The 21739-nt window shown below is 70.3% G+C and carries 26 protein-coding genes and 4 tRNA genes; 11 read left to right on the top strand and 19 right to left on the bottom strand.

The genetic code is table 11. The annotated features are described in order from the left end of the window. Positions 1-102 precede the first annotated feature (102 nt). The 3 genes from AXK61_RS10880 to AXK61_RS25985 are packed head-to-tail and all read right to left on the bottom strand — an operon-like array spanning position 103 to position 1597. The gene (locus AXK61_RS10880; protein ID WP_068745246.1) at positions 103-645 is read right to left on the bottom strand and encodes an ABC transporter permease; all 543 of its coding nucleotides are present in this window, start codon (positions 643-645) and stop codon (positions 103-105) included. Beyond that, a complete protein-coding gene (locus AXK61_RS25990) occupies positions 642-1226 on the bottom strand; it encodes an ATP-binding cassette domain-containing protein (protein WP_331710558.1) in 585 nt (194 codons plus the stop codon). The genes AXK61_RS10880 and AXK61_RS25990 overlap by 4 nt, the downstream gene beginning before the upstream one ends. Then, positions 1136-1597, bottom strand: coding sequence for an ATP-binding cassette domain-containing protein (locus AXK61_RS25985; RefSeq protein ID WP_331710555.1), 462 nt, complete (start codon positions 1595-1597; stop codon positions 1136-1138). Before AXK61_RS25985 ends, AXK61_RS25990 begins: the two co-directional genes overlap by 91 nt. Positions 1598-1703: 106 nt before the next feature. Here AXK61_RS25985 and AXK61_RS10870 point away from each other — a divergent pair, with 106 nt between their 5' ends. Further along, the gene (locus AXK61_RS10870; protein ID WP_068745244.1) at positions 1704-2627 is read left to right on the top strand and encodes a hypothetical protein; all 924 of its coding nucleotides are present in this window, start codon (positions 1704-1706) and stop codon (positions 2625-2627) included. 18 nt (positions 2628-2645) lie between these two features. Here AXK61_RS10870 and AXK61_RS10865 read toward each other — a convergent pair whose 3' ends face one another. After that, positions 2646-2927 carry a DUF2277 domain-containing protein gene (locus tag AXK61_RS10865; protein WP_068573155.1) on the bottom strand — a complete coding sequence of 94 codons (282 nt, stop codon included), beginning with the start codon at positions 2925-2927 and terminating at the stop codon, positions 2646-2648. A gap of 131 nt (positions 2928-3058) precedes the next feature. Then, positions 3059-4009, bottom strand: coding sequence for an FAD-dependent oxidoreductase (locus AXK61_RS10860; RefSeq protein WP_068573153.1), 951 nt, complete (start codon positions 4007-4009; stop codon positions 3059-3061). Between the two features lie 32 nt (positions 4010-4041). Here AXK61_RS10860 and AXK61_RS10855 point away from each other — a divergent pair, with 32 nt between their 5' ends. From AXK61_RS10855 to AXK61_RS10840, 4 genes are all read left to right on the top strand, one after another. Next, a complete protein-coding gene (locus AXK61_RS10855) occupies positions 4042-4896 on the top strand; it encodes an acyl-[acyl-carrier-protein] thioesterase (RefSeq protein WP_068745242.1) in 855 nt (284 codons plus the stop codon). A 124-nt stretch (positions 4897-5020) separates the two neighbouring features. Further along, on the top strand, positions 5021-6685 hold the full coding sequence (locus AXK61_RS10850; protein ID WP_082789308.1) for an MFS transporter: 1665 nt from the start codon (positions 5021-5023) through the stop codon (positions 6683-6685). Between the two features lie 62 nt (positions 6686-6747). Next, positions 6748-7341, top strand: coding sequence for a nucleotidyltransferase domain-containing protein (locus AXK61_RS10845; RefSeq protein ID WP_068745238.1), 594 nt, complete (start codon positions 6748-6750; stop codon positions 7339-7341). Between the two features lie 19 nt (positions 7342-7360). Beyond that, positions 7361-7753: a hypothetical protein gene (locus tag AXK61_RS10840; RefSeq protein WP_068745235.1), complete on the top strand. Its 393-nt coding sequence runs from the start codon at positions 7361-7363 to the stop codon at positions 7751-7753. A 17-nt stretch (positions 7754-7770) separates the two neighbouring features. On the opposite strand, the gene fdhD is transcribed toward AXK61_RS10840, so the two are convergent. From fdhD to AXK61_RS10810, 6 genes are all read right to left on the bottom strand, one after another. Continuing rightward, the gene (fdhD, locus tag AXK61_RS10835; RefSeq protein WP_068573144.1) at positions 7771-8607 is read right to left on the bottom strand and encodes a formate dehydrogenase accessory sulfurtransferase FdhD; all 837 of its coding nucleotides are present in this window, start codon (positions 8605-8607) and stop codon (positions 7771-7773) included. Positions 8608-8670: 63 nt separating this feature from the next. Continuing rightward, positions 8671-9438, bottom strand: a complete 768-nt coding sequence (locus tag AXK61_RS10830) for a MerR family transcriptional regulator (protein ID WP_068573436.1) — start codon at positions 9436-9438, stop codon at positions 8671-8673. Positions 9439-9448: 10 nt separating this feature from the next. Further along, positions 9449-10933, bottom strand: a complete 1485-nt coding sequence (locus AXK61_RS10825; RefSeq protein ID WP_068573142.1) for a flavin-containing monooxygenase — start codon at positions 10931-10933, stop codon at positions 9449-9451. 16 nt (positions 10934-10949) lie between these two features. Continuing rightward, entirely contained in the window at positions 10950-11873 is a 924-nt protein-coding gene (locus AXK61_RS10820; RefSeq protein ID WP_068745234.1) for a ferritin family protein, read from the bottom strand. Between the two features lie 37 nt (positions 11874-11910). Next, positions 11911-12765, bottom strand: a complete 855-nt coding sequence (locus AXK61_RS10815) for an SDR family NAD(P)-dependent oxidoreductase (protein WP_197466789.1) — start codon at positions 12763-12765, stop codon at positions 11911-11913. Next, positions 12765-13751, bottom strand: a complete 987-nt coding sequence (locus AXK61_RS10810; protein WP_068745230.1) for an alpha/beta hydrolase — start codon at positions 13749-13751, stop codon at positions 12765-12767. Before AXK61_RS10810 ends, AXK61_RS10815 begins: the two co-directional genes overlap by 1 nt. 88 nt (positions 13752-13839) lie before the next feature. Here AXK61_RS10810 and AXK61_RS10805 point away from each other — a divergent pair, with 88 nt between their 5' ends. Further along, a complete protein-coding gene (locus tag AXK61_RS10805; RefSeq protein ID WP_068573134.1) occupies positions 13840-14904 on the top strand; it encodes a ferredoxin--NADP reductase in 1065 nt (354 codons plus the stop codon). 25 nt (positions 14905-14929) lie between these two features. Here AXK61_RS10805 and AXK61_RS10800 read toward each other — a convergent pair whose 3' ends face one another. The 5 genes from AXK61_RS10800 to AXK61_RS10780 all read right to left on the bottom strand — a co-directional run bounded on the left by AXK61_RS10800 (position 14930) and on the right by AXK61_RS10780 (position 17319). Then, the gene (locus AXK61_RS10800) at positions 14930-15910 is read right to left on the bottom strand and encodes an LppP/LprE family lipoprotein (protein WP_139058022.1); all 981 of its coding nucleotides are present in this window, start codon (positions 15908-15910) and stop codon (positions 14930-14932) included. 144 nt (positions 15911-16054) lie between these two features. Next, positions 16055-16128 (bottom strand) — tRNA-Phe (locus tag AXK61_RS10795). A gap of 42 nt (positions 16129-16170) precedes the next feature. Next, positions 16171-16247: transfer RNA gene (locus AXK61_RS10790), tRNA-Asp, on the bottom strand. A 25-nt stretch (positions 16248-16272) separates the two neighbouring features. After that, positions 16273-16345, bottom strand: a tRNA-Glu gene (locus AXK61_RS10785). A 122-nt stretch (positions 16346-16467) separates the two neighbouring features. Next, positions 16468-17319 carry a sigma-70 family RNA polymerase sigma factor gene (locus AXK61_RS10780; RefSeq protein ID WP_068745229.1) on the bottom strand — a complete coding sequence of 284 codons (852 nt, stop codon included), beginning with the start codon at positions 17317-17319 and terminating at the stop codon, positions 16468-16470. A 77-nt stretch (positions 17320-17396) separates the two neighbouring features. Between AXK61_RS10780 and AXK61_RS10775 the strand changes: the two genes are divergently transcribed. The 4 genes from AXK61_RS10775 to AXK61_RS25360 are packed head-to-tail and all read left to right on the top strand — an operon-like array spanning position 17397 to position 19786. Continuing rightward, positions 17397-17783, top strand: a complete 387-nt coding sequence (locus tag AXK61_RS10775; protein ID WP_068573129.1) for a DoxX family protein — start codon at positions 17397-17399, stop codon at positions 17781-17783. A 51-nt stretch (positions 17784-17834) separates the two neighbouring features. Continuing rightward, positions 17835-18935, top strand: coding sequence for a class I SAM-dependent methyltransferase (locus AXK61_RS10770; RefSeq protein ID WP_068573128.1), 1101 nt, complete (start codon positions 17835-17837; stop codon positions 18933-18935). A 42-nt stretch (positions 18936-18977) separates the two neighbouring features. Next, a complete protein-coding gene (locus AXK61_RS25365; protein ID WP_231855505.1) occupies positions 18978-19307 on the top strand; it encodes an ArsR/SmtB family transcription factor in 330 nt (109 codons plus the stop codon). Next, entirely contained in the window at positions 19304-19786 is a 483-nt protein-coding gene (locus tag AXK61_RS25360; protein ID WP_068573126.1) for an SRPBCC family protein, read from the top strand. Before AXK61_RS25365 ends, AXK61_RS25360 begins: the two co-directional genes overlap by 4 nt. 12 nt (positions 19787-19798) lie before the next feature. On the opposite strand, the gene AXK61_RS10755 is transcribed toward AXK61_RS25360, so the two are convergent. Continuing rightward, the gene (locus AXK61_RS10755) at positions 19799-20419 is read right to left on the bottom strand and encodes a YdeI/OmpD-associated family protein (RefSeq protein WP_175400059.1); all 621 of its coding nucleotides are present in this window, start codon (positions 20417-20419) and stop codon (positions 19799-19801) included. Positions 20420-20489: 70 nt separating this feature from the next. Then, a tRNA-Lys gene (locus tag AXK61_RS10750) sits at positions 20490-20562 on the bottom strand. Positions 20563-20980: 418 nt separating this feature from the next. On the opposite strand from AXK61_RS10750, the gene AXK61_RS25980 reads away from it, so the two are divergent. Beyond that, on the top strand, positions 20981-21328 hold the full coding sequence (locus AXK61_RS25980; protein WP_082778094.1) for an HNH endonuclease: 348 nt from the start codon (positions 20981-20983) through the stop codon (positions 21326-21328). Here AXK61_RS25980 and AXK61_RS10745 read toward each other — a convergent pair. Next, entirely contained in the window at positions 21306-21725 is a 420-nt protein-coding gene (locus tag AXK61_RS10745) for a VOC family protein (RefSeq protein WP_068573124.1), read from the bottom strand. The two genes, AXK61_RS25980 and AXK61_RS10745, sit on opposite strands and share 23 nt — an antisense overlap. Positions 21726-21739: the final 14 nt, after the last annotated feature.

The following is a 21739-nucleotide window of genomic DNA, read 5'->3' as shown; positions in this document are numbered from 1 at the left end:
GTGATGTAGCTAACAATCGTGAGGAATCCGCTCAACGGGCGGCGCTGCGCCGGTATGCGAGCGCCCCGAGCCCGGCGAACACCGCGAACCAGACTCCCATGTTCACCACCGCCACGAGCGGCGAGACGTGCGCGCCCGAGAACTGCCAGCCGCCGGATCGGGTACCGAGCCCAGCGCCAGCCCGAGGGCACCGAACACGGCGGAGCCGAGCCACGCGATGATGAGGGCGAGTGCGAAGGCGCCGGTCTCCACCTGCGCGCCGGTCGCGAGCGCCAGCGCCGCGATGACGGTCACCGGCACCGCGGCGACGGTGAGCGCGCCGATCACCTTCGATGCGAGGTACCCCGCGGGCCGCAGCGGCGTCAGCTGCACCGTGCGGACCCAACCCGTCGATCTCTCGACCGCCACCTGCGCCGCGGTCGTGGTGGCGGCCGAGGCCGCACCGTAGAGCGCGAGCCCCGCCGCCATCCAGGAAGCGAAGTCGCCGTGGGCGAACCGCACGTCGACCCCCTTCTGCCGGAACAGGGCCAGGTACAGGATCACCGGCAGCACCGTCGTGATGATCAGGGTCTGGCGGTTGCGCAGTTGCCGACGGATGTCGAGCGCGAGGAAGCGGGGAGTGAGCCCCGCGACAGTGATGGTCATCGTGCGTTCTCCTTCGTGAGCTGCGTGGTGAGGGCGACGAACGCGTCCTCCAGGCCGTGCGTGGTGGCCTCGACGTCGCGCGCATCGGTGCGGGTGAGCAGGAACCGCAGGGCCTCGTCGGAGGCTTCCGCGTCGGCGGCGAAGACGGTGCGCGCGCCCCGCACCTCGGCGACCCGGATGCCGGGCACGGCCGCGAGGAGTGCGGCGGCACCGTCGGGCCCGACGACGGCGGAGAGCTGTCGTCCAGTGGCGACGGCCCTGACCTCCGCGGTCGGGCCTTCGGCGACGATCGCGCCGCGCGCGATCATGACGACACGGTCGGCGAACTGGTCCGCCTCCTCGAGGTAGTGCGTCGCGAACAGGACCGTCGAGCCGCGGCCTGCGTCGGCGCGGACCGATGCCCAGGGGCGGCGGCGGGCGTCGGCGCGGACCGATGCCCAGGGGCGGCGGCGGGCGTCGACGTCCATGCCCGCGGTGGGCTCGTCGAGGATCAGCAGGTCCGGCTCCGCGAGCAGCGCGAGGGCGAACCGCAGGGCCTGCTGCTGGCCTCCGGAGCACTTCCCGACCTGCCGTGTGCGAATGGCGTCGATACCCGCGCGGGCGATGGCCGCATCGGGGTCGGCCCCGGGGTGCAGGCCGCGACCAGGTCGACAGTGTCCTGCACCGTCAGGGTGGGCAGCAGGCCGCCCGATTGCTGGACCGCGGCCACGCGGCCCTGCGCGACGGCGTCCCCGGGCGTTCCGCCGAAGACGGTGACCGCTCCCGTGTCGGGCGGGATCAGGCCGAGGATCATGTCGATCGTGGTGCTCTTGCCGGCGCCGTTCGGGCCCAGGAAGGCGACGACCTCGCCGGATTCGATCGTCAGGTCGAGGGTGTCGACCGCGGTCATGACGCCGCCGTCGGCCGCGGGATAGGTCTTGGTCAGGGATCGGAGTTCGAGTGCCGTGGACATGGCGTCCACGCTGCCCGGCGACGACCGCGGCCGGATCCACCCGCGGGTGGAGAGCCGGGTGGATACGACACTGTGATCCATGTCACTTCCGGCGTAGATTCTCCTCATGCGCACCCGGATCCCCCTGGCCCTGGCGGCACTCTCCGCGGCGGTGCTCGGGACGGCCGTCCCCGCAGCGGCCGCGCCACCCGCGAGTCCCCCGCCCGCCGGGGCGCTGCTGCAGCAGTTCGCGCGGAACCAACTGCAGAACTGCGCCGCGATCTGCCCCTACGCCGCGCAGGGCGTCCTGACGGTGCCGGCCGGCCTGGTCGCCGCGCCCGGCGCGACCCTGGTCGCCGTCGGGGCGGGCCGAACCCCGCTCGCCGCGCTCGGTGCCGGCGCGGCTTCGGTCACGGTGCCGGCGAACGCGGCGATGACCGGCATCATCGGCAACGACCTCAACCAGGTCGTCCCGCGGTTCCAGAACGGCGTGCTCGTGGGGACGATCGACCTGATGCGGATCGGCGGGGGCACCGGCACCGTCGGCGCGCTGCGCACGGATCTGCTGGCGGCCCTGCAGGAATCGCTGCCGCCCGTCGCCCCGACTCCCCCGCCGTTGACCACGCCGCCACCCTTCGGGAGCGCGCCCGCTCCGCAGGGTCCGGTGGAGACCTCGGTGGTGGGAGCCGCGAACGCCTTCTTCGCGGCGGCGTTCTACGTCCCCGAGCTGTCCCTGCTCGGCGCGACCCAGACGGCGAACGCCGCGGCCACGACACTGGCGGGCACCGGTGATCCGGTGGCTGCGGCGGCGGCGGGCGCGGACGCGGCAGGTGCCATCGCGACGGAGGGCGCCTCGATCCTCGCCGACGCGCTGTCCCGGAGCGGCGGGGCGCAGCGGACCGCCGACTCCGACTCTTCGTCCGTACCGGCCACCGAACCGACCACGAACGCCACCGAACGCACGGCCGACGAGCCCGGCACCGATACCGGGACCACCCAGGAGACGACCGCCGGCGACGGCGCGGGCGTCACCACCGGCGACGGGGACTGATCCCCGGCTACGGCTCGCTCAGCCCGCGGCGGCGGCGCGCGCCGCGATGCGCGCCCGGACCTCCGGACGACGCAGGGGTGGCACCGTCTTGGGCGGCTGTCGGCGGGCGGGCAGCGCGTCGAGCAGTTCCTCCGTGGCGGCGGTGACCTTGGCGACGGCGATCTCGAAGGCCTCGCGGTTGGCGTCGCTCAGTTTCTGGATGCCCGAGACCTTGCGCACGTACTGGCGCGCGGCGGCCTCGATCTCGTCGTCGGTAGCGGCGGGCTCGAGCCCCCGCAGTTCAGTGATGTTCCGGCACATGTACCCACGCTACGTTCGCCGCCGCGGCAGCGGAAGGCCCGCGGCGCACGACATGACGGGACTTCCACGCGACACTCGGATTCCGGCCGGTTCGGACTCGCTGTCCAGGATGGACACGATCCGAGTGCCGATCAGATCAGCGCTGTGACCTCGTCGGCGCAGCCCCAGCTCAGCGTGACCCCGGCACCGCCGTGGCCGTAGCAGTGCACGACATCCCCCTCGCGCTCGAGGCGCACCGTCGGGCGAGAGGGCCGCAGGCCGACGTTGTGGCCCAGCACCCGCGCGTCGCGCAGTTCCGGAACGAGGTCGCGTGCCCGTTCCAGGATGGCGTCCGCCGTCGCTGGGTCGACGGTGAGCTCCTCGGCGCCGTGATCCTCGGTGCCGCCCACGACGATGTCGCGCGAGCGCGGCACCACGTAGGTGGTCACGCCCAGGTCAAGGGCGGAATCGTCGATCCACCAGCGGTCGACGCCCACCTGCTCGAGGTAGACGACCTGCCCGCGGACAGGCTCCATCGACGCGTCGCCGACCAGCTCGCGGGCGCCGAGCCCGGTGGCGTTGACGACGAGCCCATCCAGCTCGTCGAGGGACCGTACGTCGCGCTGTTCGACGGTGCCGCCCAGCTCCCGCACGCGCCCCGCGAGCCAGGGCAGGTAGACGGGCATCTCGATCACCGGCGAGACGAAGCTCCAGCCCTCGGCGTACCCCGGGCGCGGCTCGAGGACCCGCTCGACGGACGGCACCGCGGAGGTCCACCAGGGCTCGGGAACGGGCTCGCGGAAGATCTCCGTGCCGGGCGTCATGACGACACCGTCGACGCCCCGGGCGGCGAGGTCCGTGAACGCGGCGAGCGCGGTCGCCGACCAGCCGCCGACCCGGTCGCGGGGCTCGGCGAGGTACGGGTACCAGACGGCGGCGGCCACCGCGGAGGTCACGGTGTCGATGCGTCCCGCTCGCTCCGCTCCCGGCGCCGACGGAGTGAGCTCCCGCCCGTACACGCGCACGTCGTGCCCGGCCTCCAGCAGGCGCACTGCGCACGACAGACCGATCACACCCGCACCGACGATCGTCACCTCAGCCACACGAACAGTGTGTCAGGACTAGGGTCGGGCGCGTGATCAAGCCAGCAGTGACCCCGTCGGACTACGAATTCCTGCAGGCCGCCCCGCCCGGGCCGTCCTTCGAGCGGACGTGGCCGGTGCGCACGGGCGATGTGGACCCCGAGCGGCGGGTCCGGCTCGACGGGATCGCGCGCTACCTGCAGGACATGGCGAACGACGAGATGTTCCACCGCGGTTTCGACGCGACCGATCCGTACTGGCTGGTGCGCCGCTCGATCATCGACGTGCTCGAGCCGTTGCACTGGCCCTCGGACGTGACGCTGCTGCGCTGGTGCGAGTCGACGAGCTCGCGGTGGTGCAACATGCGGATCACGCTGCGCGGCAGCGCCGGCGGCCACGTCGAGACCGAAGCCTTCTGGATCCGGTTCAGCGCGGAGTCCGGCATGCCGACGCACATCTCCGACGGCGGCATGGAGTACCTGCAGCAGTACGTGTCCGAGACGCGCCTGCGGTGGAAGGCGCTGAACACCACGACGCCGCCGGAGCCCTCGCCCGCCGATCACACGGTCCGGCTGCGGGCCACCGACTTCGATCCGTACCAGCACCTCAACAACGCCGCCTACCTGCAGTTGGTCGAGGACGACCTGAACGGCGACCCGCTGCTCGCCGCGCCGCACCGGGCGGTCATCGAGTACCTCGCGCCGATCCCTCTGGGCTCGAGCGTGCAGGTGCGGTCCGTCCGCGACGACGCGGGCTACCGGCAGTGGCTCTACCTCCTCGACGCCGACGGTGCGCCCGCCGCCAAGCCCGCCTCGGCGGTCTCGGTGATCACGCTCCCGGGTGCGCCCTTCGATGCGCCCGCCCCGTGGCCGCCGGAGCAGGTCGAGCGCATCGAGTGGAAGAGCTGACGCCGGGGCCGACAGGCGACGGTCAGGAATCGCGCCTACACTCCTCAGGTAAATAAGTTCTTCTAACCTAAGGATCTGGCTCGTGGCCTACAAGTGGATCGCTCTGTCCAACACCACGCTGGGCATGCTGATCGCCACCATCAACAGCTCGATCGTCCTCATCGCACTGCCGGACATCTTCAAGGGCATCCACCTCAACCCGCTGGAGCCGGGCAACACCAGTTACCTGCTGTGGATGATGATGGGCTTCCTCGTGGTCACCGCGGTGCTCGTGGTCGCGTTCGGCCGGCTGGGCGACATGTTCGGGCGTGCCCGCATGTACAACATGGGCTTCCTGATCTTCTCGATCTCGTCGATCTTCCTCGCGGTCACGTGGTTCGACGGGCACGCCGCGGCACTGTGGCTCATCGGCTGGCGCGTCGTGCAGGGCATCGGCGGCGCCTTCCTCATGGCGAACAGCTCGGCGATCCTCACCGACGCCTTCCCGCCGGATCAGCGCGGCCTCGCGCTCGGCATCAACAGCGTCGCCGCGATCGCCGGCTCGTTCCTCGGCCTCATCATCGGCGGCGTCCTCGCGCCGATCAACTGGCACCTGATCTTCCTGGTCTCGGTGCCCTTCGGCGTGCTCGGCACCGTCTGGGCCTACCTCAAGCTCGAGGACCGCGGAACGCGCGTGCCGGCGACCATGGACTGGTGGGGCAACCTCACCTTCGCGATCGGCCTCATCGCGGTGCTGGTCGGCATCACCTACGGCATCCAGCCGTACGGCCGACACGCGATGGGCTGGACCTCCCCGTTCGTGCTGTCCTGCCTGTTGGGTGGCCTGGCCGTGCTGGCGGTGTTCTGCGTGATCGAGCTGCGGGCACCGTCGCCACTGTTCGACCTGCACCTGTTCCGGAACCGGGCCTTCGTGTGGGGCAATGTCGCGAATCTCTGCGGTTCGCTCGGGCGCGGCGGCCTGCAGTTCATGCTCATCATCTGGCTGCAGGGCATCTGGCTGCCGCAGCACGGCTACGACTACACGCAGACCCCGTTGTGGGCCGGCATCTACATGGTCCCGATGACCGTCGGCTTCCTGCTCTCCGCGCCCGTCTCGGGCGCGCTGTCCGACCGGATCGGCGGCCGCGCCCTGAGCTCGGCGGGCCTGATCATCACGGCGCTGACCTTCCTCGCCCTGATCGCACTCCCCGTCGACTTCGCCTACTGGGCGTTCGCCGTGATCCTGTTCGTCAACGGCGTCGGCATGGGCATGTTCGGCTCCCCCAACCGCGCGGTCGTCATGAACTCGCTGCCGGCCACGTCCCGCGGGTCGGGCTCGGGCATGATGACGACCTTCCAGAACTCCGCGATGGTGCTCTCGATCGGCCTGTTCTTCTCGCTGATGATCGCCGGCCTGTCCGGCTCTCTTCCCGGTTCCATGTCGACGGGGCTGCAGGCCAACGGCGTTCCCGCCCAGTACGCCTCGGAGATCGCGGCACTGCCGCCGGTCGCGGTGCTGTTCGCGGCCTTCCTCGGCTACAACCCGGTGCAGGAGCTCCTCGGCCCGCACCTCGCACAGCTGCACCTCACCGCGGAGCAGTCGCAGCACCTCACGGGCCTGCAGTTCTTCCCGCACCTCATCTCCGAGCCCTTCCGCTCGGGTCTGGAACTCGCGTTCGGCTTCGCCGCGGTGGTGTGTCTCCTCGGTGCGGTCGCCTCGCTGCTCACCGGGAAGGGCGACGGTGCCCCCACCGACGTCGAGGTGCTCGAGTCCGAGGCCGACGAGGTGGAGACGGTCGCCCGGTACTGAGAATGCCCCTCAGGTCATTCTTATGAGTGATTTTTCACTCATATGAATGATATCCTGCGCATGTGTACACCAACGAGCCGTTCGGAGGGATCATCCCCGGTGCGCAGGGGGCTGTTCTCAGCGCCCTGATCGGCACCGGCAAGCCCCTGACCGGCAGGGAGGTCCACCGGCTTGTCAGCGACCGCATCGGGCAGCAGACAACGCAACGGGCCCTGCATGCGCTGGTCGCCATGGGACTTCTGACAGCGATGGCCGTCGGCAGAGCGAACCTCTACACGGTGAACGACGAGCACATCGCCGTTCCCGCTCTTCGGGAGATCGCGTCCCCGTTGCACATGCTGCGCAGGGTCATCGCCGACGCGATAGGCACGGATAGCGAGGGCCTCGTTGCGGTGATCCTGTTCGGATCCGCGGCACGCGGGGAAGCCACACCCGACAGCGACATCGACCTCGCGATCATCACCGAGGACGACGAGAACCGATCCCAGCGCATCTGGGAGGCGGTGACATCGCGGTACGGCGGAAAGTGCGACGTTCTCCACTACACGCCCACGGAGTTCGCCCAGTGGACGCATTCCGGAGAGGAGGCCGTTCTGCAGACGATCGCCCGAGACGGGATCACACTGTGGGGACGATCACCGGCGACAGCGCGGTAGTGCACTCGGGGGAGAGCTCATGTCGGAACAGCGCAACGTAGTTCGTGCACACCTCCAGCACGCGCAGGACTTCCTCGACGGAGCACGAACCAACCTCGAGTTCGGGAACCTCCGCGCCGCGGGAAGCAACGCCGTTCTCGCCGGTTTCCGCGCGAAGGACGCGATATCCACAGCTGTCACAGGTTCGACGACAGCATCGGAGGATCACCGCCGGGCCGTCAAGGAACTGGTGATCGCGCTCGGAAAACGACCCGAGGCTTCGAGCGCCGAGAGAGCGCTCGGGGAGCTGGTGAAGTTCAAGACGCCGCTCCAGTACAGCACCCAGCGCATCGAACAGCCGCGGATCGCGACGCTGGTCCGCCGTGCGGAGTCGCTCGTCGAGCTCGCGAAAGAGATCGTCGCGCAGGCCTGACGACAGTCGCGAGTGACTCAGGTCCCGGCAATCCGCTGCGCGTGGGTGTAGACGTTCATGTGGTCGCCGCGGACGAAGCCGATCAGGGTGAGTCCGGCCTCGTCGGCGAGCTCGGCCGCCAGCGACGACGGCGCCGAGACCGCGGACAGCACCGGGATCCCCGCCATGACGGCCTTCTGGACGAGCTCGAAGCTGGCTCGCCCGGAGACCTGCAGGACCATGCCCCGCAACGGCAGTCGGTCCTGAAGAAGCGCCCAGCCGATCACCTTGTCGACGGCGTTGTGCCGGCCCACGTCCTCGCGCAGCACGAGCAGCTCGCCGGTCGCGACGTCGAACAGGGCGGCCGCGTGCAGCCCGCCCGTCTTCTCGAACACGGCCTGCTCCGCGCGGAGCCGGTCCGGCAGGGCCGCGACCTGCTCGGGTTCGACGGTGACCGGATCGGACCGGACGTCGAACCGGGAGACGGTGCGCACCGCGTCGATGCTCGCCTTGCCGCACATGCCGCACGAGCTGGTGGTGTAGAAGTTCCGGGTCACGTCCGGCGCGGGCGGCGCAACACCGGCCGCGAGCGCGATGTCGAGCACGTTGTACTCGTTGACCTCGCCGCCGGTACCGGGCCCGCCGCAGTGGATCGCGGAGCGGATGTCCTCGGCGGCACCGATCACGCCCTCGGAGACGAGGAACCCGGCGGCGAGCTCCACGTCGTGCCCGGGCGTGCGCATCGTGACGGCGAGAGGTGTTCCGGCGATGCGGATCTCGAGCGGCTCTTCGACGACGAGGGTGTCGATGCGACGGACCGGTTCGCCGCCCACGGTGATCCTGGCGACCGCTCGCCGCACCGTGATTCGTCCCACGGAGCCGACGTTACACCGGGGCCCGTGACGGGCACGCGGCATCCTTCGGGCGCCGCCGAGTCGTCAGTCCCCGCCGGTCTCCGGGCCGCGGCTCGTCTCGGCCCGGTTCTCCGACGCGACCCGGTGCACATGCAGTGCCTGGTCGAGCGCGGCATCGAGCGCCCGATCGAGGGCGGCGTGGGCGTTCTCGGTGCCCGCACGGCGCATGGCGCCGATGAGCCCCACGGCCCACGCCATGTCCTCCTCCGACGAGGGCAGCCATCCGGGACCGCGGACCCGGTCGACCTCGTCGTGCGCGGCGCCGATGAGGATCTCGGCCACCTCCGCCATCTTCGCGGTGAACCGCTGGTGCACGCCGACGAGCACCGCCAGGTCCATCCCCTTGCCCACGAGCCGCGCGAGGTTGCCGACGATGTGCGCGTCGGCCGCCTCGTACCGCCCCGGCTCGCCCGTCTCGGAGAGCACGCCCGCGTCGAGCAGGGAGGCGAGTGCGGCATCGTCGAGCGGCCCGAGCCGCGCCTGCAACTCCTCGCGGTCCAGGACGGGGCGGCGCGTGCTCGCCCACGGTTCGTCGATGATCTCGGCGAGGTCCAGCGCGTCACCGATGCGGGCGCCGGGGTTGGTGAGGAAGGTCGCGATGTGCCCCAGCGTGAAGCCCTTGCCCAGCAACTTGTTGATCGCCAACAGGTTCCGTACGTGCTTCTCGGTGTAGATCGCGACCCGGCCGCGGCGCAGGGGTTTCGGCAGCAGCCCGCGCTCCTGATAGCCCCGGATGTTGCGCGTCGTGGTCCCGGACACACGGGCCAGGTCGTCGATCCGGTACTCGGTCATGCCCGGCATGCTATCCGGCCGCCGCCGCGCTGCTCGCCTCCTCGTGCACGAGGATCCGGTAGTCCTGCAGGTCGACGGTGCGCAGCTGCCCCACGTACTGCGAGGCGAAGCCGGGGTACATGGTGGCGTTGAAGCCGTCGTCGGTGAGGTACCAGCTGCTGCAGCCGGAGTTCCAGGTGGTCGAGGTCAGGCGGCGCTGGATGTCGCGGTTGTACGCCTCCTGGACCTCCGCGCGGACGTCGAGCGCCTTCCAACCGCCCCGCAGCAGCTGCGCGATCGCGTCGGTGATGTAGTCGATCTGCGCCTCCATGTACACGAGCGCGGAACTGTGCCCGGGGCCCGAGTTGGGGCCGAACGTGACGTACAGATTGGGGTACCCGGACACGGCGACACTGCGGTAGGCGAAGGCACCGCCGCTCCATTCGTCGGCGAGGACGCGGCCGTCGAGGCCGGTGACGGGGATCGGCGAGCCGGTCTTGGAGACGTCGAAACCCGTGGCGAAGACGATGCAGTCGAACCGGTGCTCCACGCCCTCGACGGTGCGGATGCCCTGCGGGGCGATGCGCGCGATGGGCCACGTGACCAGCGTGCAGTTGTCGCGCTGCAGCGCCGGGTAGTAGTCGCTGGTCATGAGGAGTCGCTTGCAGCCGGCGGCGAAGTCGGGGGTCAGCCGGCGGCGCAGCCACGGATCCCGGACCTGCAGCCGCAGGTGCAGCTTGCTGACGGCCTCGACGACCCGCGTGAGCGGGGTGTTCCAGACGACGCCGAGCGCGACGGACTCGTGGCCCCAGAACCAGAGCGCGCGTGCGAGCTGCTGTGCGCCGGGGATCCTCCGGTAGATCGACTTGGTGAATTCACCGGTCTCGGTGTTGATCCGGGGCAACACCCAGCCCGCGGTGCGCTGGAAGACCTTGACCGAGGCGGCCTGCTGCACCAGCTCGGGCACGATCTGGACGCCGCTGGCGCCGGTGCCGACGACGGCCACCTTCTTGCCGGTGAAGTCGTAGTCGTGGTCCCAGCGGGCGCTGTGGATCTTGTGCCCCTCGTAGTCCTCGATGCCGCGGATCGCGGGGAAGGAGCAGTTGGCGAGGGGCCCGGACGCGATGATCACGGCGCGCGCCCGTTCGGGCTCGCGCCCGGAGAACGAGATGGTCCACTCCCCCGCGTCGGCGTCGTAGACGACGCCCGTCACGGTGTGCTCGAACCGGATGTGCGGTGCGACGCCCGAGGATTCGACCATGCCGTCGATGTACTGGAGGATCTCGGCGCTGCCCGAGTAGGTGTGGGACCAGTCGGGGTTGGGGGCGAAGCTGTAGGAGTAGAGGCGCGAGGGGATGTCGCACGCCGCTCCCGGGTAGGTGTTGTCCCGCCAGGTCCCGCCCACGCGGGTGTCGCGCTCGAAGACGACGTAGTCGTCGATCCCCTTGTCCTGGAGGCGGATGGCGGCGCCGATGCCGGCGAAGCCGGCGCCGATGATGGCTACTGAGATGGTCATGGCTGGGGCGTCCTCGTCAGGCGGTGGGCTCGTAGGTCAGTTCCTGCGACCAGGTCGGCGTGCGGTGCACCAGCGGGAACGGGATGAGGGCGGTCGCCTTCACCAGCGTGTCCGCGGGCACGTGGTACAGCCGGTTGGCGCGGTTGATCACCCAGCCTCCGTGCCAGGCCACCACCCGGAACATGGGGAGCCGCTTGATGTACTCGCTGCGGTCGCCGGCGGCGCGGTAGCGCTTCATGGCGCCGTACAGCCGCTCCTCGTCGACGCCCATCTCCACGATGTTGTCGCGCATCTTGTTCAAGAGCGGGACGTAGCTGAGGAATCCGATGAGCAGCGAGGGCTTGACCCAGCCGCCGACGAAGTCGATGGTGCGCTTGCGCAGGTCCGCGTGGCCCAGCATGTCCATGACCTCGAAATCGACGGCCAGGTGCCGGGACTCGTCCGCGTTGATCCGCTTGAACACCTCCTGCGCGATCGGATCCTGCACCTCGTCGGTGATGAACTTGATGAGGGCGCCGTCGAGCGCGACCTCGAGCATGGGGATGACGGTGCCGAGGAATGAGAGCGACATGCCGTCCGAGTGCTGGTCGAGCCAGTTGATCACGAGCTGCACGTTGATGTTCGGCGACGGGATCTCGTCGTCGTCGAGCATGCCCCAGCGGCGCATGAGCGCGAGCTCCGCGTTGGCGTGCTTCTGCTCCTCGGCGTGGAAGTGCTCGTAGATGCTCTTGAGGGTCGGGGTCGGGGCCTTGCGCGCCATGGCCGCGAAGCCGCGGGCACCCACGTTCTCGATCCACATCAGATCCGAGAGGAAGGGCTTGAGCTTGGCGTGCAGCTCCGGGTCGATGAGCTCGGCACCGGGGGCGTCCCAGTCTATGTCGGCGAGAGCCCACTGCCGGTCCTTGATCATCTGCAGCATGTTGTCGAGATCCATGGCCATGGCGGCTGTTCCTTTCGGTGGCGGGTGACGATCGGCGTCAGGACGAGGGCAGGAGCCGGGTGAGCAGGCCGAGGCCTCGCACGTAGGGCGTCGGGAAGTGGCGCTTGAGGTGCCAGATGACATTCGCGTCGAGCTGCGGCACCACGTAGAGGCGGCCGAGGTCGAGCGCGTCGAGGGTCTGCGCGGCGACCCCGTCGGGCGAGATGCCCGTGAGCTTCATGAGGGTGCCGGCGAGGTTCTTGCTGCCCTCGGTGATCCGGCCGTCGCGCGCGACGTTGGTCTTGACGAAGGTGGGGCACAGCACCGTCACGGTCACGCCGGTCCCGGCCAGCTCGGCGGCGAGGGTCTCCGACAGGGACATGTCCCCGGCCTTCGAGACGTTGTACGGCCCCATCGACGGCGCGGCCGCGAAGCCGGCGGCGGAGGCGACGTTGATGATGCCGCCGCGGCCCGCCTCGCGGAGCATCGGCGCGAACAGCTCGCAGCCGTGTACCACGCCCCACAGGTTGATGCCGAGGGCCCAGTCCCAGTCGTCGAGCCCGATGTCGCCGACGGGGCGGCCGCCGATGCCGACGCCCGCGTTGTTGATCACGAGGGTGGGCGGACCGTCGAAGACGGTGCGCGCGAACGCCGCGAGGGATTCGACGGCGGCCCGGTCGGCCACGTCGACGACGACGGCGTGCGCCGTCCCGCCCCGGGCCTGCACGAGCCCGACGGTCTCCTTCGCGCGCCCCTCGTCGATGTCGGCGCAGACGACCTCGGCGCCACGGCGGGCGAGTTCCAGCGCGAAGGCGCGGCCGATGCCGCTGCCGGCGCCGGTGACGACGGCCTTCGCGTCCGAGGTGATCGGGTCGCGGACGAGGTGGTGCAGCAGCCGGTCGATGCCGAACATCAGGAGGCCTCCGAATCGGGGAGAGTGGTGGTGGGGGCGCCGTCGAGCGCCACGAGGAAGTCGCGCACCCGCAGGAGCGCGGCGTCGGCCTCCGGGGCGAGCCGGGGCAACGCTTGGAAGACGTGCATGAGACCGGGCCAGATCTCGAGCGTGCTGGCGCCGCCGTGCGCGCGCAGCTCATGATCGAGGTGGCGCGCGTCGGCGGACAGCATCTCGGCACCGCCGGCCTGGATCAGGAAGGGCGGGAGCCGATCCGCGTGCCGGAAGTCGAGCCGCAGCCGCGGGTGCGCCGGATCCACCCCGACGGTGTAGAGGTCGACGAGGCGCCTGGCCGCGGCCGCCGAGATGGCGGGGTCGCGCCGGACGCGCTCCTGCCGGGCGGCGAGCGTGAAGGTGAGATCGATGAGCGGCGAGAAGAGGACGGCCGCGGCCGGCTGCGCCTCTTCGGTGGCCGCGCGGTGCAGCAGCAGGTCACCGATCAGGTGCCCACCCGCGGAGTCACCCGCGATGATCAGGTCGTCGGCCGCGTAGCCCTGGGTGAGCAGCCAGGCGAAGCCCGCTGCGACATCGCCTGCGGCGGTCGGGAAGCGATGCTCGGGTGCGAGGCGGTAGTCCACGACGAACACCGGCAGTCCGGTGGTCTCGGACAGCCGCGCGGCGAGACTCCGGTGCGTGCGCGCCGAGCAGATCGCGTACCCACTGCCGTGCACGTAGTAGACCGCGCGTCGGCCGTGGGTCACGCCCGACCCGAGCACCCACTCCCCGCGCACCGGGGTCCGTACGGCGGTCACCGTCGTACCGCCGGGGGCGGAGCCGAGCGCCCCCATGATCGACGCGATGAGCCCGCGCGCGATCCGGATGCCGACCGCGTTCATGGGGATCAGGCCACTGGTGACGCCGAGTCCGTAGCGGGTCAGGAACGCCGCGGCGTCGGACCGCGACGTCGAGGCCGACGGGACCGGCGGCGCCGGAGTCGTTGTTCGCATGACATACACACCATCAGCAATCGCGCCAGTTGTCAATGGCACAGTTGGCGATGTAGCGTCCGGGAACCCGACGAAGGAGCAGGACACCGTGGAATCACCGGCGGCCGCACGGTCGCATCCGCTCGAGATCATCGACGTGATCGAGGAGACCCCCGACGCGGTCTCCCTCGTCTTCGCGCATCCCACCGAGGGGCGCCTCGACCACACCCCCGGGCAGTTCCTCACCCTGCGCGTCCCGGGCACACCGGAGGACGGCACGCGGTGGGCGCCGCGCTGCTACTCACTCTCGAGCACCCCCGGAATCGACGATCACCTCAAGGTCACCGTCAAGCGGACGGCCGGAGGCTACGCCTCGAACTGGCTGTGCGACAACGCGAAGCAAGGAATGATCCTCGAATCCCTGGCACCCGGCGGGCGTTTCACCGTGCGCGACGCGCCGGATCGCCTCGTCCTCGCCGCCGCCGGAAGCGGTATCACCCCCGTGATGTCGATCCTCCGGGACGCGCTGGCGGCGTCCACGACGCCCGTGACGCTCGTCTACGCCAACCGGGATCGGTCGTCGATCATCTTCGCCGCCGCGCTCGCAGAGCTGCAGGAGTCGCACGGCGATCGGTTCACGGTCACCCACTGGCTGGAGTCGGAACGCGGACTCCCCACCGCGGCCGGCCTCGCGCGGCTGATGCCCGCTCCGACGGCCGCGACGTCCGCCTACCTGTGCGGACCCGCCGGTTTCATGGACGCGGCCACCGAGGCCGCCGCCCTCGCAGGGATCGACGGTGCGCGCGTCCACCGGGAGGCCTTCGCGTCGCTGACCGGCGACCCCTTCGCGGTCGATACCGGGGCGGCCGCCGCGCCGACCGGCGGGGCATCGTCGGACGGTGCCGCGACGGTGGTCGTCGACCTCAACGGCGCGACCACCATCGTCGCCTGGCCGCGCGAACAGGTCCTGCTCGACACCCTGCTCGACCGGGGACTGGACGCGCCCTACGTCTGCCGCGAGGGCAACTGCGGCGGCTGTGCCTTCACGCTGCGCCGCGGCGAGGTGCACATGCTGGTCAACGACACCCTCGACGACCACGAGCTGCGCAACGGCGTCCGCCTCGCCTGCCAATCGCTCCCCCGCGCGGACGAGCTGGAGGTCGAGTTCGACTGACCGAGGATTCGGGACCGGGCCCCGGTCAGCAGGCGAGCCTGGCCGCCGTGGCCGCCGGCACCCCCTTGTCGGTGCACGAGAAGCCGCTGCCGAACGCCACGCCGCTCCAGCCGCCGCCCGTGTAGTGGAACAGCAGCCGGGCGTTCTGCGGGTACGCCTCGCGGGCAGGGATACGAGCGGTCGCCCACTCGTCGGCGCACACGATCGCGTCGACGGTGAACGGCTTCACGATCTGTGCGCCCCAGTTCATCTCGGCGTTCGTGCGCAGGGTCTCCGGCGTCGCTTCGGAGCAGTGCGAGACCGGCGCGGGAGCCACCGTCGGAGCAGCGGAGGTGGACGCGGTGGTCGTCGTGGCGCCACCGTCGAAGACCTGGGACGGGACCGCCTTGTCGGGCGTCACCGTGCGCCCGGACAGCGTGTACGTGACGATCACGGGTCCACCCGACGGTCCGGCCGTGGCGTCGCCCGGGTTGAGCCAGCGGTACTGGAGCGCCACCGACGTGTCGGTGCTGCCGAAGAATCCGGTGAAGCTGGTGTATCTGTCCGTGGCGGTGCCGAGGTAGCCCTTCCGGTCGAAGAACAGGTCCCACTCGGGCGAGCTGCCCGTGCCGCCCTCGAGGTCCGCGTGCACCCACAGCAACGAGGGGCACGAGCCGAGCTTCGCGTCCGTGCCGCGGGTCGCCCGGTAGCCGATGCCGCGGAAACGCGGTAGGCCGGCCACGGCCTTGGCGACCGCGGGCGACGACAGGTCCACGCACGCTCCCCCACCCGCCGTCACCGGCGCGGCCGAGCCGCCGCCCGCGCCGCCGCCACCGGATCCACCGCCGGCCGGGTCCGCCCCACCGCTTCCGGTTCCGGGCGCGACGACGGTGCCGCCCTGCCCGGCGGACGCGGAGTCCGTCAGGGGCGACGGTGCCTCGCCCGACTTCGCCGGCTGGCCTCCGCCGCACGCGGTGAGTACCGTCGCCGCGACGACGACCGCCACGATTCCTGCCGATCTGATCATGTCCACCCCTGAACCACTCTCGCGCGCCGGACGGCGCCCTCCTGTAGTTCGGTTCGGCAATGAGATCGCCGACGTTACGCCCGGGGCGGAGACGTACCCGGTCCGGACACAAGAAAACCCCCTGCGAACAGGGGGTTTTGCTTGTGGCCAGAGCCGGGATCGAACCGGCGACCTACCGCTTTTCAGGCGGTCGCTCGTACCAACTGAGCTACCTGGCCGTGCCGGTAAAACCGTCACCGCCGAGTTCTTACGAACTCGGATGGCGACCCTGACGGGACTCGAACCCGCGACCTCCGCCGTGACAGGGCGGCGCGCTAACCAACTGCGCCACAGGGCCATATGCAATTTTTCGTCTTGCGACGTACCCCCTACGGGATTCGAACCCGCGCTACCGCCTTGAAAGGGCGGCGTCCTAGGCCACTAAACGAAGGGGGCTCGCTTCGGGCGACTTGAAGCCGCTCTCCGCACCGCTTCCGTGTTCCGTTGGGAGCTGGGATAGCTTATGGCACATTCCACCCAGTTCCCAAATCGCCAGGTCAGAGTGCCGATACCGCCGATCACGGCGCGGGCAGGTCCATGCCGGCCAGACGCCGCGAGTCCACGATCGAATCCAGTTCGACGATCCGCCCGTCGACGACGGTGCACGCCATCAGCGCCAGTGGCCGACCGGACCGCGACCACACCAGGATCCCCGGCTCGCCGTTCACGCTCACCCTCCTCGCCACGATGTCCGCGCCGCTGCCGCGCCGGGCCAACGACAGCACCTCGTCCGCACCGACCGAGACGACCCTCCCCCGGGCCGTGCGCCGCGACCAGACGACCTCGGGGTCGAGCAGCCGCAGCAGCGCTTCGAAATCGCCGCCGTGCGCAGCCGTGAGGAAGGCGTCCACCACCTCCCGCCGCTGCCGCCGAACCGTGGGCAGCGGCTGCTCCTGAACCCGCCGCCGGGCCCGGCTGGCCAGCATCTTCGCCGCGTCCGCCGATCGCCCCACGACCGGCCCGATCTCAGCGAAGGGCACCGCGAACAGGTCGTGCAGCACGAACGCGAGGCGCTCCTCGGGCCGCAGGGACTCGAGCACCACCATCAGTGCCAGCCCGACGGTGTCGGCCGCCACCGCAGCGTCCTCGGGGCCGTCGACATCCTCGGTCACCACCGGGTCGGCGTCGTCGAGGTCGGTCTCGGGATGGGCGGTACGGGACCGCAGGACGTCGATGCAGATCCGTCCGACCACCCGGGTGAGCCAACCGCCCAGGTTCCGGATCGGCGGACCGTCGTACCGGTCGAGGCGCAACCACGCCTCCTGCACCACGTCCTCACCGTCCGCGCGGGCGCCGAGCGCGCGCGTCGCGACCGCGAGCAGCCTGGGCCGATGCTCCTCGAACTGCTCCGCCAGGGTGAGCCGATCCATCGTCGTTACCTTTCCACGCGGTGATCCGTCAGCACTATGACGCGCCCGAACGGGCGGACGTAACGAGAGGACATCGCATGAACACCGCACTGTGGATCGTCACCGCCGTCCTGGCCGTCGGCTTCACCGCCGGCGGCCTGGCCCTGATCGTGCTCCCCCGCGAGCGGTACCGCGCCCTCGGCGCGAACCAGCATTGGGTGGACGACTTCGGCGACGGCCACCTCACGGCGATCGGAACGATCAAGCTGACCGGCGCACTCGGGTTGATCCTGCCCGCCGTGACCGGCGTCGCGACCGTGCTCTCGCCGATCGCCGCGTGCGGGCTCGCCCTGTTCATGTCGGGGGCGGCCACGACGCGCATGCGCCGCGACGAGTGGGCGTACATGGCCGGCGACATCGTCTTCATCGCCGCATTCGCGTTCGTCGCGTGGGGTCGGTTCGCGGTCGCGCCGTACGGCGGATGAAGAACCGGAAGACGGCACGTCGGCACGGGCCGAGCCGCTAGCGTCGGCGGGATGGGTGACGAGACGACGACCACCGGCCCCGCCTTCGACAAGGATGCGGCCAGGGCGTTCCAGAAGCGCATGGTCGGCGTGCTCGACGATGCCGCGCTCGCCCTCCTGCTCAGCATCGGGGACGAGCTGGGCCTGCTCGACGTGCTCGGCACGGTCGGCCCCGCAGACACCGCGACGCTCGCCGGGGCGGCCGGCGTGGACGAGCGGTACCTGCGCGAGTGGCTCGACGGTGTCGTCGCCGGCGAGGTCGCCGAGTACGACCCCGGCACGGGGCGCTACAGCCTGCCCCGCGAGCGCGCGGCCTGCCTCACGGCCGCCGACGGCCCCGTCAACCTGGCACGCACCATGAAGATGATCACGATGCTCGCGGGCGTGGAACCCGCTCTGCGCGAACCCTTCCGGCACGGCGGCGGGCTCGACTACGCGCACTACCCGCAGTTCCACGCCATGATGGCCGCCCAGTCCGCGGCCACGCACGAGGCCGGCCTGCTCACCGTCGTCGTCCCGACGGTGCCGGGCCTGCACGAGGCGCTCACGCGCGGCGCGGCGCTCGCGGACGTCGGCTGCGGGTCCGGGCGCGCCGTCAACCTGCTGGCCGCGGCCTATCCGGCGAGCCGGTTCGTCGGATACGACATCAGCGCGGAGGCCGTCCACGCCGCCCGCACGGAGGCCGCGGACCGAGGCCTGACGAACGTGACCTTCGAGGTCCGGGATGTTTCGGCGCTCGGCGAGAACGACGCCTTCGACGTGGTCACCGCGTTCGATGCGATCCACGACCAGGCCTTCCCGGACCGCGTGCTGGCGGGCATCACCGCCGCACTGCGCCCGGGCGGGACGCTGCTCATGGTCGACATCAAGGCGCAGTCGGGCGTGGAGAACAACCTCACGCTGCCGTGGGCGACCTACCTGTACACGATCAGCCTCCTGCACTGCATGACGGTGTCACTGGCCACGCCGGGCGGCGCCGGACTCGGCACGGTGTGGGGCCGGCAGACCGCCGTCCGCATGCTGCAGGAGGCAGGCCTGGCCGAGGTGGACGTCCACGAGATCCGCTCGGACCCCTTCAACTACTTCTACGTCGCCCGCAAGCCGATCGCCTGAACCCTCTTGCCGGACCAATGCGTAAGTAGTAGCTTACGTATTGTGTCCGTCGTCGCCGATCCCTGGTCCGCCCTCGCCGACCCGACCCGCCGCACCGTCTTCGCCCGGGTCGCGGCCGGCCCGTGCTCGGTGACCGAGATCGCCCGCGACCTGCCGGTGAGCCGGCCGGCCGTGTCCCAGCACCTGCGGGTGCTGCTCGACGCGCAGCTCGTGGATGTGCGCAAGCAGGGCCGCGAACGGCTCTACCGGCCCCGTCCCGACGGGCTGGATGCGATGCGCCGCGAGCTGGAGGGCTACTGGACGCAGACGCTGACCACGTTCAAGCACCTGGCCGAACAGGCCTATGCGGAAGAAGGGAACCCAGAACCATGACGACCACCGACACCACGGTGCGGACCGACATCGCCGTCGATGTGCCACTCGACTACGCCTACCGGATCTTCACCGAGCGCTTCGACGAGATCAAACCGCGCGAGCACAATCTGCTCGCCGTGCCGATCGAGCGGACCGTGCTCGAACCGCACGTGGGCGGCACGATCTACGACGTGGGCACCGACGGCAGCATCTGCACGTGGGCGCGGGTGCTCGCCGTCGACCCGCCGAATTCGCTGACGATCAGCTGGGACATCAGCCCGCAGTGGCGGATCGAGGACGACCTCGCCCGGACCAGTGAGGTCGAGATCCGGTTCACCGCCGAGTCCGCCACCCGGACCCGGGTGCAGGTGGAGCACCGCCACCTCGACCGGCACGGCGAGGGTTGGGAACAGGCGGCCGCCGGAATCGGCGGACCCAACGGCTGGCCGGTGTACCTGGATCGCTTCCGCTCCGTGGCCGAGCACGCGCCGCGCTGACGGGAATGCACGTCAGGAGTTCGGGTCCTGGTGCGACACAGGTGCGCCCGAGCCGGTTCCGGCGTCCGGGGCCCGAATTCGTGAGGTGGCGACCGCCCGCGCGATGAGCTCCGCGCGGCGACGCGGTGTCCGGGCCTTCAGCACGGCCAGGATCACCGCGTAGCGGTCGGACCGACTCATGGCCTCGAACGCCGCTGCGGCCTGCGGATCCTGCGCCAGCGCCGCGGCGAGGTCGGGCGGGGTCTCGGCGGTGCGCTGGGACTCGTACGCAGCCGCCCAGCGTCCGTCGGCCAGGGCCGCATCCCGCTGCGCGAGACCCGCGGGCCGCACGTGGCCGGCCGCCTCCAGCGCCTCGAACTTCTCCACGTTGATCCGCGACCAGGAGCTGGTCCGGCGCCGCGGCGAGTACCGCTGCAGGAACGAATCGGCGTCGTTCGACCTGCGCTGCCCGTCGATCCAGCCGAAGCACAGCGCACCGTCGAGCGCGTCCTCGATCGTCAGGCCCGGCACCTTCGAGTTCCGCCTCGCGATCCGCAGCCACGCCTCCGGTGCCTCCGCGTGATGCGCCTCGAGCCACGACTCCCAGTCGTCGACGGTGACGAATCCGAGTACCTCCACCAGAAGCCCTCCCATGCCGCCCACCGAGGGCTTATGCCGACAGAACTTGTCGGTGGGTGTCGCGAGAATGAGCGAGAAGTGCGAGTGCCCCCCGTGGGACTCGAACCCACAACCAGCCGATTAAAAGTCGGATGCTCTGCCAATTGAGCTAGGGGGGCGCGTTGCGAGAGTACCAGTGCGCCCGCCTGCACTAGAGAGACGGAGGTCGCTGTGGAGGAGACTCGCCGATGTATCGATTGCCTACAGGAACTTCCGGTCTCAAGTTTCTACCAACGCCCGAACAGGCCGCGCCCGTATCCGTACTGCCGCCGATGCCAGACGGCACGCAGCCGGGCCTACCGGCTCATCCATCCGGACACCACCTCGACCGAGCGCGCGCGGCGGTCGAGGCTGCGTGATCCCGAAGGATCCGCTGCTCGCGACCGCGCTCGCAGCAGAACAGATGAGTTCAAGCGTCGTCGCCGCGAGCGTTCTGCAGCCCAGTCCGAGTACTACCGGGAGTGGTACTCGCGGAACCGGGAGCACGTTGCCGCTCTGCATAGGCAATACCGGTCGGATCCGGAGACACGCGAGAAGATGGAAGCGCGAAAACGTGCGTGGTACAGCCGCGAGCCGGACAGACGACGTCGTGAACGACACAGGCGCACAGCGCGACTCCGGAGTGCGCCGGCGATTCCGTTCAGCGCCGAGCAGTTGCAGTCCCGGATGTCGATGTGGTCTGGCTGTTGGATCTGCCACGAACCGTTCACCACTACGCTGCCTCGAACCGTCGATCACGTGAAGCCGATCGCTCGGGGAGGTGCGGACATGCTGTCGAATCTCAGGCCCGCCTGCAAACCCTGCAATTCCCGAAAGAACGATCGATGGCCCTTCCCTCACGAAACTGCAGGGCTGCGACGGACTACTGAGCGCCCGCGGCGTTGACCATCCAGTGCACGCCGAACCCGTCGACGCACATGCCGAAGGTGTCACCCCAGGGCGCCTGTACGAAGGGCACGGTCACGGAACCGCTCGCGGAGAGTTTCTCCCACCAGCCGGTGAGCTTGGCCAGGTCGTCGCCGGACAGCGACACGGAGACATCGTCACCGACGGTGCGCGGCATCCCGGCCGGCGTATCGGCGCACATGAGGGAGAAGCCGTCGGGAGTGGACAGGTAGCCGTGCATCACCTTGGTGGCATCGGCCGGGTCGGCGAGCATCTCGGGCGGCATGCCCTCGAAGGTGGAGATCTCGAGCTCCCCGCCGAAGACCTCGCGGTAGAACTCGAGCGCCTCGCGGGCGTTGTCGGAGAAGCTGATGTAGGGGTTCAGGCGTACGGTCATATCCCGATTGTGCT

It is taken from the genome of Tsukamurella pseudospumae (assembly GCF_001575205.1).
Taxonomy (GTDB): Bacteria; Actinomycetota; Actinomycetes; order Mycobacteriales; family Mycobacteriaceae; genus Tsukamurella; species Tsukamurella pseudospumae.
The sequence above is the reverse complement of the archived record's forward strand: the minus strand, read 5'-3'. Positions and strand labels throughout refer to the sequence as shown.

What these genes read in the sequence shown, in the direction of transcription:
- AXK61_RS10880 (WP_068745246.1), bottom strand. Translation starts at nt 645, where the DNA reads ATGACCATCACTGTCGCGGGGCTCACTCCCCGCTTCCTCGCGCTCGAC.
- AXK61_RS25985 (WP_331710555.1), bottom strand. Translation starts at nt 1,597, where the DNA reads ATGTCCACGGCACTCGAACTCCGATCCCTGACCAAGACCTATCCCGCG.
- AXK61_RS10870 (WP_068745244.1), top strand. Translation starts at nt 1,704, where the DNA reads ATGCGCACCCGGATCCCCCTGGCCCTGGCGGCACTCTCCGCGGCGGTG.
- AXK61_RS10865 (WP_068573155.1), bottom strand. Translation starts at nt 2,927, where the DNA reads ATGTGCCGGAACATCACTGAACTGCGGGGGCTCGAGCCCGCCGCTACC.
- AXK61_RS10850 (WP_082789308.1), top strand. Translation starts at nt 5,021, where the DNA reads ATGCTGATCGCCACCATCAACAGCTCGATCGTCCTCATCGCACTGCCG.
- AXK61_RS10840 (WP_068745235.1), top strand. Translation starts at nt 7,361, where the DNA reads ATGTCGGAACAGCGCAACGTAGTTCGTGCACACCTCCAGCACGCGCAG.
- AXK61_RS10830 (WP_068573436.1), bottom strand. Translation starts at nt 9,438, where the DNA reads ATGACCGAGTACCGGATCGACGACCTGGCCCGTGTGTCCGGGACCACG.
- AXK61_RS10825 (WP_068573142.1), bottom strand. Translation starts at nt 10,933, where the DNA reads ATGACCATCTCAGTAGCCATCATCGGCGCCGGCTTCGCCGGCATCGGC.
- AXK61_RS10820 (WP_068745234.1), bottom strand. Translation starts at nt 11,873, where the DNA reads ATGGCCATGGATCTCGACAACATGCTGCAGATGATCAAGGACCGGCAG.
- AXK61_RS10815 (WP_197466789.1), bottom strand. Translation starts at nt 12,765, where the DNA reads ATGTTCGGCATCGACCGGCTGCTGCACCACCTCGTCCGCGACCCGATC.
- AXK61_RS10810 (WP_068745230.1), bottom strand. Translation starts at nt 13,751, where the DNA reads ATGCGAACAACGACTCCGGCGCCGCCGGTCCCGTCGGCCTCGACGTCG.
- AXK61_RS10800 (WP_139058022.1), bottom strand. Translation starts at nt 15,910, where the DNA reads ATGATCAGATCGGCAGGAATCGTGGCGGTCGTCGTCGCGGCGACGGTA.
- AXK61_RS10780 (WP_068745229.1), bottom strand. Translation starts at nt 17,319, where the DNA reads ATGGATCGGCTCACCCTGGCGGAGCAGTTCGAGGAGCATCGGCCCAGG.
- AXK61_RS10775 (WP_068573129.1), top strand. Translation starts at nt 17,397, where the DNA reads ATGAACACCGCACTGTGGATCGTCACCGCCGTCCTGGCCGTCGGCTTC.
- AXK61_RS10770 (WP_068573128.1), top strand. Translation starts at nt 17,835, where the DNA reads ATGGGTGACGAGACGACGACCACCGGCCCCGCCTTCGACAAGGATGCG.
- AXK61_RS25360 (WP_068573126.1), top strand. Translation starts at nt 19,304, where the DNA reads ATGACGACCACCGACACCACGGTGCGGACCGACATCGCCGTCGATGTG.
- AXK61_RS10755 (WP_175400059.1), bottom strand. Translation starts at nt 20,419, where the DNA reads ATGGGAGGGCTTCTGGTGGAGGTACTCGGATTCGTCACCGTCGACGAC.
- AXK61_RS25980 (WP_082778094.1), top strand. Translation starts at nt 20,981, where the DNA reads ATGGAAGCGCGAAAACGTGCGTGGTACAGCCGCGAGCCGGACAGACGA.
- AXK61_RS10745 (WP_068573124.1), bottom strand. Translation starts at nt 21,725, where the DNA reads ATGACCGTACGCCTGAACCCCTACATCAGCTTCTCCGACAACGCCCGC.